Consider the following 15378-nt stretch of genomic DNA (forward strand, 5'->3'; position numbering starts at 1 on the left):
CCCAGCCAGCCTGAGACCACCCGACACTCACCTCGCCGTTCCCCGAGCCCCCAAAGGAAATCCCTCGCTCGCCCCCACACAGCCCCACTAACCTCACTCCGTGGACGACCCGATCGCCGGCCACCCCGGCACCCCCGACGCCCGCAGCCCACTGCGCTACCTGTGGTGGCTGGTCCTCAGCCAACGCCGCCGCTGCACCCTCGGCACCTTCTACGGCACGGCCTGGATGCTCGGCCTCACCGTCCAGCCCTACCTGCTCTCGCACGCGATCGACGACGGGCTGCGCCCCGGCCGGCTCGGGCCGGTCCTCGGCTGGGCCGGCGCCATGCTCGCCTTCGGCCTGCTCAACCTGGTGCTCGCCTGGGGCCGCCACAGCACGATGACCAAGGTCCGCAACGACGCCACCTTCCGCACCATCGCCGTCGTGCTGCAGCACAGCGTCCGACTCGGCGCCGCGCTGCCCCGGCAGGTCGCCGCGGGCGAGGTGGTCACCATCGGCATCTCCGACGTCGGCCGGATCAGCCTGGCGCTGACCTTCATCGGACCCGGTGTCGGCGCGGTGATCTGCTACCTCACCGTCGCCGCGGTCCTGCTCACCATCTCGCCGGCCCTCGCCGCCGTCGTCCTGCTCGGCCTGCCCTTCCTGGCCCTGACGCTGCGTCCGCTCTTCGCCCGCCAGCAGCTCACCGAGACCCGCTACCGCGAGCGCCAGGCCCGGCTCACCGCCCGGTTCGAGGACCTGGCCGGCGGGCTGCGGGTGCTCGGCGGTCTCGGCGGCAAGGAGGTCTACGCCGCCCGCTACCGCGCCGACTCGCAGCGCCTGCGGCAGGACGGCTACCGGGTCGGCGCGGTCTCCAGCTGGATCCAGGCGCTCGGCAACGGCCTGCCGATCCTGCTGCTCGCCGCGGTCACCTGGCTCGGCGCCCGGCTCGCCGCCCAGGGCGAACTGACGATCGGCCAGCTCGCCTCGGTCTTCGCCTACGCGGCGGTACTGGTCGCCCCGGTCTACTTCCTGATCGAGAACAGCCAGGACATCGGCCGCGCCCTGGTCTGCGCCCGCCGGGTCGTCGACTTCCTCAACCTGCCGCCCGAGGCCGACCACGGCACCACCCAACCACCGCTCCACGAAGCCGAGTTGACCGACCCGGAGTCCGGCGTCCGGCTCGCCCCGGGCAAGCTGACGGTGCTCGCCGCCGCCCGCCCGGCCGACACCGCCGCCGTCCTCGCCCGGCTGGCCCGGCTCGCCGACACCGCCGCCGACTGGGGCGACACCCCGCTCACCGACCTCCCGCTGGCGACCGTCCGGGACCGGATCACCCTCGCCGAGAACGAGGCCACCCTCTTCGCCGGCCCGCTCCGCCGCCTCCTGCAGGGCCGCACCACCGCCGACGACGACACCCTCCGCGCCGCCCTGGCGGCCGCGGCCGCCCTCGACGTGGTCACCGCCCTGCCCAGCGGACTCGACGCCGAGATCCCCGCCGACGCCCGGAACCTCTCCGGCGGGCAACGCCAACGCCTGCGCTTGGCAAGGGCGTTGACCGCCGACCCGGAGGTCCTGCTGGCCGTCGAACCCACCTCCGCGGTGGACGCCCACACCGAGGCCCTGATCGCCGCCCGCCTTCGCGCCGCCCGCACCGGCCGCACCACCGCCCTCGCCGGCACCTCCCCGCTCCTGCTCGACCAGGCCGACACCGTGCACTACCTGGTCGACGGCAAGGTCACCGCCAGCGGCCCGCACCGCGAGCTGCTCCGCACCCAGCCCGGCTACCGCGCCCTGGTCTCCCGTGACGCCGACTCCCCCACCGAGGACGCCAGTTGAGCACCCCAAAGCCGCGCATCCCCCAACCCGCCACCCCGCCGACCAGCGCCCCACAACCCGGCATCCCCCAACCCAGCACCCCCCAGCCCAGCACCCCACAACCCGCCACCCCAAAGCCCAGCACCCTGCCGATCGCCTCCGCCCGCCAGGTCCGGCACGCCGCCCGCGCGCTGCTACGCCAGGACGCCGCCACCTTCACCGCCGTTCTCGCCCTCAACGGCGCCGCCGCCCTGCTCGGCCTGGCCGGCCCCTGGCTGCTCGGCCGGATCATCGACCGGGTCGGCGCCGGCGCCACCACCGCCGACATCGACCGCCTCGGCCTCGCCCTGCTGGTCTGCGCCGCGCTCCAGGTCCTGACGAGCCGTCAAGCCCGCTATCTCGCCCACCGGTTCGGCGAGCGCGCCGCCGCCCGGGTCCGCGAACAGCTGCTCGACCGGATCCTCGCCCTGCCCGCGGGCGTCGCCGAACGCGCCGGCACCGGCGACCTCACCTCCCGGGGCACCACCGACGCCGCCGCCGTCGGCACCACCCTGCGCGACGCCGCCCCCGAACTGCTGGTCGCCGCCGCCCAGGCGCTGTTCATCCTCGCCGCGCTGCTCACCGTCAGCCCGCTACTGGGCAGTTGCGGTCTGCTCGGCGTCCTCGGCGTCTCGCTCGGCGCCCGCTGGTACCTCCGCCGGGCCCGCGCCGCCTACCTCGCCGACGGCGCCGCCACCGCGGGCCTCGCCGAGACGCTCTCCGCCACCGCGAGCGGCGCCCGCACCGTCGACGCCCTCGGCCTCCAGCAGCAGCGCCTCGCCGCCGGCCGCGACGCGCTCGCCGAGAGCCGGCGCACCCGCCTCGGCACGCTGTACCTGCGGCTGCGCTTCTTCGCGGTGATCAACCTGTCCTACACCGTCCCCGCGGTGCTGGTCCTCCCGCTCGGCGCCCTGCTGGTCTCCGCCCACGCCGTCACCCTCGGCGCCGCCGTCTCCGCCGCGCTCTACCTGCGCCGCATCGAGGAACCGCTGGACAGCATCGTCGTCCTGCTCGAACAGCTGCAGAGCAGCACCGCCTCCTACGCGCGGGTCGAGGGACTCGCCGCCGTCCCGGTCCCGGCGCAGGCCGCCGCCCGCGAACCCGCCGACGACCGGATCCGCGTCACCGGCGCCCGCTACGCGTATCCGGACGGCCCCGACGTCCTGCACGGCCTCGACCTCGACCTGCGCCCCGGCGAACGCCTCGCCGTGGTCGGCCCCTCCGGCTCCGGAAAGACCACCCTCGGCCGCCTGCTCGCGGGGATCGACCGCCCGCACACCGGCACCGTCACGGTCGGCGGCGTCCCGCTCGCCGACCTCGCCCCCGAACGCCTACGCCGCCAGGTCGTCCTGGTCACCCAGGAACACCACGTCTTCCTCGGCACCCTCCGCGACAACCTGCAGATCGCCGCCCCCGACGCCGACGACGCCGCGCTCACCGCCGCACTCGACTCCGTCGGCTGGCAGCACGACCTCCCCGACGGCCTCGACACCGAACTCGGCCCCTCCGCCACCCGGCTCGACGGCGCCCAGGCCCAGCAACTCGCCCTCGCCCGGGTCATCCTGGCGGACCCCCACACCCTCATCCTCGACGAGGCCACCGCCCTGCTCGACCCGACCGCCGCCCGCCACACCGAACGCGCCCTCGCCGCCACCCTCACCGGCCGCACCGTCATCGCCATCGCCCACCGCCTGCACACCGCGCACGACGCCGACCGGGTGGCCGTCCTCACCGACGGCCACCTCACCGACCTGGGCCCCCACGAGACGCTGCTCGCGACGGACGGCCCGTACGCCAAGCTGTGGAACTCCTGGAACGCGTAAGTTGCACAATCCAGGGGCCCGGGGAACGGCGGGGGTGCGTGGCGGCGAGGGTCCCGGGGCCCGCGAGGTCTGGGTGCATGGACGTCTCCCAGGCCACCAGCCGACCTGAGACCACCAGACACTCGCCTCGCAGTTCCCCGAGCCCCTGTTCTGGCTCCCATGTGCCTTACCGCAGCACCCCCGCGTCCATCCCCCCCGTCTCCGCCGGGACCGCCACCAGGCCGAGCTCCGCGATGGAGGCGAGCCGGGGGTGGGCGGGCAGGACGCGGACGGTGTAGCCGAACGGGCCGGTGCGGGAGAGTTCGAGGTGGCCCTCGTAGCGGAGGCGGCCTTCGAGGTCGGCGCCGCCGACCGCGGGCTTGAGGGCGAGGGCCGCTCCCTCGGAGATCCGGTCGCTCTCGTCAACGCGTCCGGAGACCACCTGCACCTCGACGTCCTCGGGCTGGAGGCGGCCGAGGGCGACCTGGACCCGGAGGGCCAGGGTGGAGCCGAGTTCCTGGGCCTCGCCCGAGCAGTCGGCCTCGACGTGTTCGACCCGCACCGCGGGCCAGGCCTCGCGGACGGCGGCCTTCCACGCGGCCAACGCCTGCGCGCCCGCGTAGTCGCCGCCCGCGCCCGCCAGCTCGCGCCGGGCCAGCGCCGCCGGGGCGTACAGCCGCTCGACGTACTCGCGGACCATCCGCCCGGCCAGCACCTTCGGGCCGAGGGTCACCAGGGTGTGGCGGACCATCGAGATCCACCGGTGCGGCAGGCCGTCCGCGCCGCGGTCGTAGAAGCGGGCCGCGACCTGGTGCTCGATCAGGTCGTAGAGCGCGGCCGCCTCGATGTCGTCGCGCCGCTCGGCCTCCTTGCTCTCCGGGTCGAGCACGCCCTCGCCGGTGCCGCCGTCGGCGGTGGGGATGGCCCAGCCGTTCTGGCCGTCGTACCACTCGTCCCACCAGCCGTCCAGGATCGACAGGTTGAGACAGCCGTTCAGCGCCGCCTTCATCCCGGAGGTGCCACAGGCCTCCAGCGGGCGGAGCGGGTTGTTCAGCCAGACGTCGCAGCCGGGGTAGAGCAGCTTGGCCATCGCCATGTCGTAGTCCGGCAGGAAGACGATCCGGTGCCGCACCGCGGGGTCGTCGGCGAACGCGACGAGCTGCTGGATCAGCCGCTTGCCGCCGTCGTCCGCCGGGTGCGCCTTGCCCGCGACCACGATCTGCACCGGCCGCTCCGGGTCGAGCAGCAGCGCGCGCAGCCGCACCGGGTCGCGGAGCATCAGGGTGAGCCGCTTGTACGAGGGGACCCGCCGGGCGAAGCCGATGGTCAGCACGTCGGGGTCGAGGACCGCGCCCGTCCAGCCGAGTTCGGCCTCGCCGGCGCCGCGCTGCTTCCAGGAGGCGCGCAGCCGCCGCCGGGCCTCCTCGACCAGTTGGGCGCGCAGGCTGCGGCGCAGTTCCCAGATGTCGGCGTTGCCGATCCGCTCCAGGCCGGTCCACTGGCCGGAGGTGCCGACCGCCATGGCGGTCTCGGCGCGTTCCTGTCCGATCTCCCCGGCACCCAGGCGGACCACCGCCGGGTCGATCCAGGTCGGGGCGTGCACGCCGTTGGTGATCGAGGTGATCGGCACCTCGGAGGCGTCGAAGCCCGGCCACAGCCCGCCGAACATCTCGCGGCTGACCGCGCCGTGCAGGGTGGAGACACCGTTCGCCCGCTGGGCCAGACGCAGCCCCATCGCGGCCATGTTGAAGAGCTTGGGGTCGCCGCCGGTCCAGCTCTCGGCGCCGAGGGCGAGCACCTGCTCGGCCGGGACGCCGGGCAGCGCGGCGTCGCCGCCGAAGTGACGGGCCACCAGCTCGCGGTCGAAGCGGTCGATGCCCGCCGGGACGGGCGTGTGGGTGGTGAAGACGGTGCCGGCCCGGACGGCTTCCAGTGCGTCGGTGAAGCCGAGGTCCGGTTGGGCGGCGGTGAGTTCGCTGATCCGTTCCAGGCCGAGGAAGCCGGCGTGGCCCTCGTTGGTGTGGAAGACCTCGGGCTCGGGGTGGCCGGTGAGCCGGCAGTAGGTGCGGACGGCGCGCACGCCGCCGATGCCGAGCAGTATTTCCTGCAGCAGCCGGTGCTCGCTGGCGCCGCCGTAGAGGCGGTCGGTGACGTCGCGGTCGGCGGGGGTGTTGGCCTCGACGTCGGAGTCGAGCAGCAGCAGCGGGACCCGGCCGACCTGGGCGCGCCAGACCTGGGCGGCGAGGGTGCGGCCGCCGGGCAGCGCGAGGTCGATCCGGCAGGGGGTCCCGTCGGCCTCGCGCAGCAGGGTGACGGCGAGCGCGTCGGGGTCGAGCAGCGGGTAGCGCTCCTGCTGCCAGCCGTCCCGGCTGAGCGACTGGCGGAAGTAGCCGTGCCGGTAGAAGAGCCCGACGCCGATGATCGGCACGCCGAGGTCGGAGGCGGCCTTGAGGTGGTCGCCGGCCAGGATGCCGAGGCCGCCGGAGTACTGCGGCAGCGCGGCGGCGATGCCGTACTCGGGCGAGAAGTAGGCGATGCCGGCCGGCAGTGGGGCGTCCTCGTCGCCGAGCGGCGGCGCGGACTGGTACCAGCGCGGTCCGGTGAGGTAGTCGCGCAGTTCGTCGGCCAGGTCGCCGAGCCTCCGGAGGAAGCGCCGGTCGGTGGCGAGGGAGGCGAGTCTGGCCGCGGGCACCTCGCCGAGGAGCCGGACCGGGTCCTCCCCGACGGCGGCCCACACCTCGGGGTCGACGGAGCGGAACAGCTCCCTCGTTTCCGGGTGCCAGGACCAGCGGAGGTTCAGCGCGAGCTCGTGCAGTGGCTGCAGTTGTTCGGGCAGGACGGTGCGGACGGTGAATCTGCGGATTGCCTTCACGGCTTGAAGCGTAGACCCGCAGAAGCGCCTGAAGAGGTGTCAGAACACGTGCGTCACACCCATTCGGAGTACTGGTGAGATCGTTTCAGGCGCGCGGTGGCAAATCCCGGCGCACGAGGGGCGCACGCAGGGAAAAGACGCGCCGTCAGGTGTGAACTTCTGGGGACGAAGGTGTTTCCGGGATCTTTTTCAGGCTTGCATACCGGCTGAAACCGCGCGCCTACCCACCCGTAGCCCTTGCCCGTGATGCGAGGATGCAACAAGGTCGTGGGTGCCGCGGGGAGTGCTTTCCGGTGGACCCCCTGCTGCCCCGTGGCCGGTGCTTCCCCGTTGACGAACCCTCATCCCTTTCCCCCATTCGGCCTCAGTCGCCGTGTCCTCGCGTGTCCTTGTTCCCTGCCCGGTCGTTTTCCGGTGGGTTGGGTCACGCGGGGGCGTGAACCGTGCGGTGCGCGCCGGGACACGCGCGCATTCGGGTCGGTGTTCACCGCAGCCGCGGTCGGCGGGCGGGGTTGCCGGGTCCGTCGGCGCGGGCAGGCTTCGGCCGCACGTCCTTCCTCACCCAGCAGTCCTCCCGGTACTCCCCCAGGCGCCGCCTGCCGAGGGAGCTGCCGCCGATCTCGGGCAGGAGCTTGGCATGCACGGCGACACGCGGGACCACTCCACGGTGCCGACGGACGAAGCACCCGACACACCGTCAGCCGGGGAGCCCCCGGTGCCGGCCCCGCGCGCCGCGGCGGCCCGCAAGAGCGCGGCGAAACCCGCCGCGGCCGGCCGGGCCGGCGCCACCCGCAAGACCGCTGCGAAACGGACCACCACCGTCAGGTCCGGTGCCGGCAAGGGGAGTTCACCCACCGGGCCGACCTCCGCAGCCCCGGCCGAACCCGCCGCCGAGCCGGCCGCCGAGCGCCCCCGCCCGGCCGCCAAGCGCGCCGCCGGAACCCGAACCGCCCGCAAGACGACAGAGAGCGACACCGTGATCGGCCGCATTCCCGTGCTGGACGTGACCCCCCTCGTCGACGCCGGACGGCGTCCGGCCAAGGCCGTGGAGGGGGAGCGCTTCCTGGTCTCCGCCACGGTCTTCCGGGAGGGCCACGACGCGGTCGGCGCCAACGTGGTGCTGCGCGACCCGCGCGGGCGCTCCGGCCCGTGGACCCCGATGCAGGAGCTCGCCGAGGGCTCCGACCGCTGGGGCGCGTACGTCACCCCGACCGCGCCGGGCCGCTGGTCGTACCTGGTGGAGGCGTGGGGCGACCCGGTCGCCACCTGGAAGAAGCACGCCGCGGTGAAGCTGCCCGCCGGGATCGACACGGCGCTGGTGCTGGAGGAGGGCGCGCAGCTGCTGGAGCGCGCCGCCGCCGGGGTGCCGAAGAAGGACGGCCGGGCCCAGGTGCTGGCCGCGGTGGACGCGCTGCGCGACGTCAACCTGCCGCCGCTGAGCCGCTACGCCGCCGCGCTGGACCCGGAGGTGACGGCGCTGCTGGCCCGCCACCCGCTGCGCGAGCTGGTCTCGGCGACCCGCTCGCAACCGCTCCAGGTGGACCGCAAGCGGGCCCTGTTCGGCTCCTGGTACGAGTTCTTCCCGCGCTCCGAGGGCGCGGTGGTCGACCCCAACGGCGTGGAGCCGCCGGTCTCCGGCACCTTCCGCACCGCCGCCGAGCGGCTGCCCGCGGTCGCCGCGATGGGCTTCGACGTGGTGTACCTGCCGCCGGTCCACCCGATCGGCCGGGCCCACCGCAAGGGACCGGACAACTCCCTGACGGCGGGTCCGCGGGACGTCGGCTCGCCGTGGGCGATCGGCTCCCCCGAGGGCGGGCACGACGCGGTCCACCCGGACCTGGGCACCATCGAGGACTTCGACCACTTCGTCGCCGAGGCCGGGGCGCTCGGCCTGGAGGTGGCGCTGGACTTCGCGCTGCAGTGCTCGCCGGACCACCCGTGGGTGCACAAGCACCCGGAGTGGTTCAGCCACCGCGCCGACGGCACCATCGCGTACGCGGAGAACCCGCCGAAGAAGTACCAGGACATCTACCCGGTCAACTTCGACCAGGACTTCGACGGCATCGTCCGCGAGACGGTCCGGGTGCTGCGCTACTGGATGGGCCACGGGGTGCGGATCTTCCGTGTCGACAACCCGCACACCAAGCCGGTCAACTTCTGGGAGAAGGTGCTCGCGGACATCGCCCGCACCGATCCGGACGTGCTCTTCCTGGCCGAGGCGTTCACCCGCCCGGCGATGATGCACACCCTGGGCAAGGTCGGCTTCCACCAGTCCTACACGTACTTCACCTGGCGCAACACCAAGGACGAGCTGACCGAGTACCTGACCGAGCTGACCGGCGAGGCGGCCGCGTACATGCGGCCGAACTTCTTCGCCAACACCCCGGACATCCTGCCCGAGTACCTCCAGCACGGCGGCCCGGCCGCGTTCGCGGTGCGCGCCGTGCTGGCGGCCGTGCTCTCCCCCACCTACGGGGTGTACGCGGGCTACGAGCTGTTCGAGCACGAGCCGGCCAAGCCCGGCTCGGAGGAGTACCTGCACTCCGAGAAGTACGAGCTGCGGCCGCGTGACTGGTCCCGCCAGGACACCCTCGCGCCGCTGCTCACCGCCCTGAACCGGCTGCGCCGCCGGCATCCCGCGCTGCAGCAGCTGCGGAGCCTGCGCTTCCACCCCGTGGACAACGAGCGGATCATCGCGTTCTCCAAGACCGCCGTCACCGAGGACGGTCTGGAGGACCACGTGATCGCCGTGGTCAACCTGGACCCGCACCACGTCCAGGAGGCCACCGTGACGCTCGACGTGCCGGGGCCGCTGACGGTGCACGACGAGCTGACCGGCGCCACCTACGCCTGGGGCCGTCACAACTACGTCCGGCTCGATCCCTCTACCGGGCCGGCCCACCTCCTCACGGTTCGGAGGAACCCGCAGTGACAGTCAACGAGCCCGTCCCCGACACCTTCGCCGACACCCCCGCCCGGGACCGCGACCCGGAGTGGTTCAAACGCGCGGTCTTCTACGAGGTCCTGGTCCGCTCGTTCCAGGACAGCAACGGCGACGGCGTCGGGGACCTCAAGGGGCTCACCTCGCGGCTCGACTACCTCCAGTGGCTCGGCGTGGACTGCCTCTGGCTCCCCCCGTTCATGAACTCCCCGCTGCGCGACGGCGGTTACGACGTCTCCGACTACCAGTCGGTGCTCCCCGAGTTCGGCAACCTGGCCGACTTCGTGGAGTTCGTGGACGCCGCCCACGCGCGCGGCATGCGGGTGATCATCGACTTCGTGGTCAACCACACCAGCGACCAGCACCCGTGGTTCCAGGCCTCCCGCAGCGACCCGGACGGCCCGTACGGCGACTTCTACATGTGGGCCGACGACGACAAGCAGTACCCGGACGCCCGGATCATCTTCGTCGACACCGAGAGCTCGAACTGGACCTACGACCCGGTCCGCAAGCAGTACTTCTGGCACCGCTTCTTCAGTCACCAGCCGGACCTGAACTACGACAACCCGCGGGTGCAGGAGGAGGTGCTGGCGGCCCTGCGGTTCTGGCTGGACCTCGGCATCGACGGCTTCCGGCTGGACGCGGTGCCGTACCTGTACGCCCGCGAGGGCACCAACTGCGAGAACCTCCCGGAGACGCACGACTTCCTGCGGATGGTCCGCAAGGAGATCGACGCCAACTACCCGGACACCGTGCTGCTGGCGGAGGCCAACCAGTGGCCCGAGGACGTGGTCGACTACTTCGGCGACTTCGGCTCCGGCGGCGACGAGTGCCACATGGCGTTCCACTTCCCGGTGATGCCGCGGATCTTCATGGCGGTCCGGCGGGAGTCCCGCTACCCGGTCTCCGAGATCCTGGCGAAGACCCCGGAGATCCCCTCCGGCTGCCAGTGGGGCATCTTCCTGCGCAACCACGACGAGCTGACCCTGGAGATGGTCACCGACGAGGAGCGCGACTACATGTACGCGGAGTACGCGAAGGACCCGCGGATGCGGGCCAACGTGGGCATCCGGCGCCGGCTCGCCCCGCTGCTGGAGAACGACCGCAACCAGACCGAGCTGTTCACCGCGCTGCTGCTCTCGCTGCCCGGCTCGCCGGTGCTGTACTACGGCGACGAGATCGGCATGGGCGACAACATCTGGCTGGGCGACCGGGACGGCGTCCGCACCCCGATGCAGTGGACCCCGGACCGCAACGCGGGTTTCTCCTCCGCCGACCCGGGCAGGCTCAGTCTGCCGCCCATCATGGATCCGGTGTACGGCTATCAGGTGACCAACGTCGAAGCGCAGCAGAGCAGTTCGAGCTCGCTGCTGCACTGGACGCGTCGCATGATCGAGATCCGCAAGCTCAACCCCGCGTTCGGCCTCGGCAGCTACACCGAGTTGCCCTCCAGCAATCCCGCGGTGCTGGCCTTCGTGCGCGAGTACGAGGGCGACCTGGTCATGTGCGTGAACAACTTCTCGCGGTTCGCGCAGCCGACCGAACTGGACCTGCGGCAGTACGGGGGGCGCTACCCGGTCGAGCTGATCGGCGGCGTGCGCTTCCCCACCATCGGCGAATGGCCGTACCTGCTCACCCTGGCCGGCCACGGTTTCTACTGGTTCCAGCTGCGTCAGTCGCACACGAAGTAACGATCCCTCAGGCCCCGAACGGGACGTCAACCCTCCGCGGGCGCGCGCGCCGTACCGCGCGCCCCCGGAGGTCTTCGCACCACCGCGTACGGAGAACAGCCCAACGGCCACCCACACGAAGGCGTGACACCCGAGCCGCGGCTCGCGTGCCGTCGCCGCCGCGCCGCCGAAATCCGGAAGACTTTAGGGCCCGGCCACGACCCGTCGGGCAGCCGCCCGCTTCCGGGGAAAGGGAGTCATGTCCGAACCCTCCCGTTCTCAAGCCCACGTGCAACGTGAGCCGTCCGACGCCGCCGCAGGGCCGGTCGGGACGCGCGCGCCCGGGGTGCGGAGAACCACCGCGGGTGTCAGCGAGCTGGTCCAGGCGGCGCTGCCGCTGATCGCCGAATGGCTGCCCACCCAGCGCTGGTACGCCGGAAAGGGCCGGCCGATCACCGGCCTCACCCCGGTGGTCGGCACGCCGCTGCAGGTCGGTGATCCGGCGCTGCTGCACCTGCTGCTGCGGGTCGAGCACGGCACCGGGTCGAGCGCGAACGGCGACGTGTACCAGCTGCTGCTGGGCATCCGCTCCGAGCGGCCGGCCGCGGTCGGCCCGGGCGCGGTGCTGGGCCGCCTGGTGGGCGGCACCTACGACGGGGCGACGCTGTACGACGCGGTGCACGACCCGGAACTGACGGGCCGGCTGCTCGAGCACCTGGCCACCGGCGACCGGTTCGGCTCGCTGTCCTTCCGGCGCACCCCGGGCCCGGGCCTGCCCGGCAACATCCCCGGCCGGGCGTCCACCGCCGAGCAGTCCAACAGCTCGGTGATCTACGACACCGCCTTCATCCTCAAGCTGTTCCGCCGGATCAGCCCCGGCACCAATCCCGACCTGGAGCTGTCGCTGGCGCTCTCCCGGGCCGGCTCGACCCGCATCCCCCGGGTCGCCGCCTGGTTCGAGTGCCGGCTGGAGCGCTCCGAGCCCGCCACCCTCGGGCTGCTGCAGCGCTACCTGCCGGACGCCGAGGACGGCTGGGAGCTCGCCCTCGACCAGGTCGCCCGGCTGAAGGGCGACCCCTCGCCCGGCAACTTCGCGATCGAGGCGCACCGGCTCGGCCGGGCCACCGCCGAGGTGCACCGGGTGCTGGCCCGCTCGATGCCCACCGCCCGGCTCGACCGGGCGAAGATCGGCGAACTGGCCTCGGCGATGGCCGACCGGCTGGACTCCGCGGTCACCGCGGTGCCCGGCCTGCTGCGCTACCGCTCCGCGCTGCGCGCCGCCTTCCAGCAGCTGACCGACGCCCACCTGGACGGCCTGCAGGTGCAGCGGATCCACGGCGACCTGCACCTCGGCCAGGCGATGCGCACCCCGCAGGGCTGGGTGCTGCTGGACTTCGAGGGCGAGCCGGCCAAGCCGCTGGCCGAGCGCCGCCTGCCGCAGCCCGCGCTGCGGGACGTCGCCGCGATGCTGCGCTCCTTCGACTACGCGGCCGCCCACCTGCTGGCCGGCTCCCCCGGCCAGGACCCGGAGCTCGCCCACCTGGCCGCGGCCTGGGCGGCCCGCAACCGGGCCGCGTACTGCGCGGGCTACACGGCCGGCGGCGGCGCCGACCCGGCCGCCACGCCCGAGCTGATGCGCGCCCTGGAGATCGACAAGGCGGTGTACGAGGTGGTGTACGAGGCGCGGCACCGCCCGAGCTGGCTGCCGATCCCGCTGGCGGCGATCAACCGCCTGGCCCTGTCCGTCTGAACCCCACCGTCCCCACCGCAGCACCCCATCCAGGAGGACTCCGCCGTGACCCCGCTCGGTCCGCTCGACCCGTCCCTCTCGGCCGACCGCCAGTCGGCCGTCCCGGCCACCTTCCGGAACGGAGAGCGCGTCAGGAAGACCGGCGGGCCGGCTCCGGCCCGGGCCGCGCGGTCGGGCGCCGCGAAGGCGAAGCGTCCCGAACCGGCTCCCGCGCCTGCGGCCGCCCGCACCGGCGCCGCGCTCCGGCTGCCGGAGGCGCCGCTGCCGCCGTCCGAGGTGGAGCGGCTGGTCTCCGGGGCGCACCACGACCCGCACGCGCTGCTGGGGGCGCACGAGCTGCCCGAGGGCACGGCGGTCCGGGTGCTGCGTCCGCTGGCCGAGCGGGTGGTGGTGGAGACCGAGCTGGGCCCGGCGGAGCTGACCCACCAGCAGGACGGGCTGTTCACCGGCCTGCTGACGGGCCGGCGGTTCCCGCGGTACGGGCTGCGGGTGAGCTACCCGGGCGGGGAGCCGCTGGCGCAGGAGGACGGCTACCGGTTCGCGCCGACCCTGGGCGAGCTGGACCTGCACCTGATCTCCGAGGGCCGGCACGAGCAGCTGTGGCGGGCGCTCGGCTCGCACGTGCGCACGGTGGACGGGGTGACCGGCACCGCGTTCGCGGTGTGGGCGCCGAACGCGGTCGGGGTGCGGGTGATCGGCTCGTTCAACCACTGGAACGGCACCGCGCACCCGATGCGCTCGCTGGGTTCGTCCGGGGTCTGGGAGCTGTTCGTCCCGGGGCTCGGCGAGGGCGAGCAGTACAAGTACCAGATCCTGGCCCGCTCCGGGCAGGTGCTGGAGAAGGCCGACCCGCTGGCCCGGGCGGCGCAGTGCCCGCCGGACACCGCCTCGGTGGTGACGGTCTCCCGCTACGAGTGGCAGGACGCCGACTGGATGGCGCGGCGGGCGCAGACCGTGCACCACCGCGCGCCGATGTCGGTGTACGAGCTTCATCTCGCCTCCTGGCGGCCGGAGTTGACGTCCTACCGGCAGATCGCCGAGGTGCTGCCCGGCTACCTCGCCGAACTCGGCTTCACGCACGTGGAGTTCATGCCGGTGATGGAGCACCCGTTCGGCGGCTCCTGGGGCTACCAGGTGTCCGGCTTCTACGCGCCGACCGCGCGGCTCGGCTCGCCCGACGACTTCCGCTTCCTGGTGGACGCGCTGCACCGGGCCGGCATCGGCGTGCTGGTCGACTGGGTGCCCGCGCACTTCCCGAAGGACGACTTCGCGCTGGCCCGCTTCGACGGCGAGCCGCTGTACGAGCCGGCCGACCCGCTGCGCGCCGAGCACCCGGACTGGGGCACCCTGGAGTTCGACTACGGCCGCACCGAGGTGCGCAACTTCCTGGTCGCCAACGCGGTGTACTGGTGCGAGGAGTTCCACGTCGACGGCCTGCGGGTGGACGCGGTCGCCTCGATGCTCTACCTCGACTACTCGCGCGAGGGCGGCGCGTGGACGCCCAACCGGTTCGGCGGCCGGGAGAACCTGGACGCCGCCTCGTTCCTGCAGGAGATGAACGCCACCGTCTACCGGCGCTGCCCGGGCGTGCTGACGGTGGCCGAGGAGTCCACCGCCTGGGAGGGCGTCACCCGGCCCACCGACGCCGGCGGCCTGGGCTTCGGCCTGAAGTGGAACATGGGCTGGATGCACGACTCGCTGGTCTACATGTCCAAGGAGCCGGTGCACCGCAAGTACCACCACAACGAGATGACCTTCTCGATGGTGTACGCCTACTCGGAGAACTACATCCTGCCGATCTCGCACGACGAGGTGGTGCACGGCAAGCAGGCGCTGGTCTCCAAGATGCCCGGCGACTGGTGGCAGCAGCGGGCCAACCACCGCGCCTACCTGGGCCTGATGTGGGCCCACCCGGGCAAGCAACTGCTGTTCATGGGACAGGAGTTCGCGCAGGGCGCGGAGTGGGACCACGAGAGCGGCCCGCAGTGGTGGGTGCTCGACGAGGGCTGGCCGGCGCACGGCGACCACCGCGGGGTGCAGCGGCTGGTCGGCGAGCTGAACCGGGTCTACCGGGCCACCCCGGCGCTGTACGAGCAGGACACCGTCCCGGAGGGCTTCCGCTGGCTGGACGGCGGGGCGGCCGACGACAACGTGTTCTCCTTCGTCCGGTTCGCGGCGGACGGCAGCCCGCTGGTGGCGGTCAGCAACCTCTCCCCGGTGGTGCGGCACGGCTTCCGGGTCGGGCTGCCGCGGCTGGAGGGCGGCGAGCAGCTGTGGGAGGAGGCGCTGAACACCGACGCCGAGGAGTTCGGCGGCGCCGGGGTGGCCAACTCGCACCCGGTGAAGGCGGAGGCCTCCGAGTGGAACGGGCAGCCGCGCTCGGCCGAGCTGGTGCTGCCGCCGCTGGCCACCGTCTGGCTGCGGCCGGTTCGCTGAGGCGCCGGGTGATGTTCAGGTAAAAGGTCGGGGACCGTCATCGACCCGTCTACAGCGCTGTAGTAGGTTC

At 73.2% G+C, this 15378-nt stretch carries 7 protein-coding genes; 6 read left to right on the forward strand and 1 reads right to left on the reverse strand.

Annotated elements, in window-relative coordinates; genetic code table 11:
* Window positions 1–100: 100 nt before the first annotated feature.
* Both ACWD4U_RS12435 and ACWD4U_RS12440 read left to right on the forward strand, forming a co-directional pair.
* Window positions 101–1819 (forward strand): ABC transporter ATP-binding protein, encoded by a 1719-nt coding sequence (locus tag ACWD4U_RS12435; RefSeq protein WP_363450977.1) that lies wholly within the window; start codon window positions 101–103, stop codon window positions 1817–1819.
* 125 nt (window positions 1820–1944) lie between these two features.
* Window positions 1945–3660, forward strand: coding sequence for an ABC transporter ATP-binding protein (locus ACWD4U_RS12440; RefSeq protein WP_363451049.1), 1716 nt, complete (start codon window positions 1945–1947; stop codon window positions 3658–3660).
* A 166-nt stretch (window positions 3661–3826) separates the two neighbouring features.
* Here ACWD4U_RS12440 and glgP read toward each other — a convergent pair whose 3' ends face one another.
* The gene (gene glgP / locus ACWD4U_RS12445; RefSeq protein WP_363450979.1) at window positions 3827–6511 is read right to left on the reverse strand and encodes an alpha-glucan family phosphorylase; all 2685 of its coding nucleotides are present in this window, start codon (window positions 6509–6511) and stop codon (window positions 3827–3829) included.
* A gap of 976 nt (window positions 6512–7487) precedes the next feature.
* Here glgP and ACWD4U_RS12450 point away from each other — a divergent pair.
* The 4 genes from ACWD4U_RS12450 (at window position 7488) to glgB (ending at window position 15308) form a co-directional block, all read left to right on the forward strand.
* Window positions 7488–9443 (forward strand): alpha-1,4-glucan--maltose-1-phosphate maltosyltransferase, encoded by a 1956-nt coding sequence (locus ACWD4U_RS12450; protein WP_363451051.1) that lies wholly within the window; start codon window positions 7488–7490, stop codon window positions 9441–9443.
* Window positions 9440–11143, forward strand: a complete 1704-nt coding sequence (treS, locus tag ACWD4U_RS12455; protein ID WP_363450981.1) for a maltose alpha-D-glucosyltransferase — start codon at window positions 9440–9442, stop codon at window positions 11141–11143. Before ACWD4U_RS12450 ends, treS begins: the two co-directional genes overlap by 4 nt.
* Before the next feature lie 325 nt (window positions 11144–11468).
* The gene (locus ACWD4U_RS12460) at window positions 11469–12872 is read left to right on the forward strand and encodes a maltokinase N-terminal cap-like domain-containing protein (protein WP_363450983.1); all 1404 of its coding nucleotides are present in this window, start codon (window positions 11469–11471) and stop codon (window positions 12870–12872) included.
* Between the two features lie 45 nt (window positions 12873–12917).
* Window positions 12918–15308, forward strand: a complete 2391-nt coding sequence (gene glgB, locus ACWD4U_RS12465; protein WP_363450985.1) for a 1,4-alpha-glucan branching protein GlgB — start codon at window positions 12918–12920, stop codon at window positions 15306–15308.
* Window positions 15309–15378: the final 70 nt, after the last annotated feature.

This window comes from Kitasatospora sp. NPDC002522, assembly GCF_053595195.1.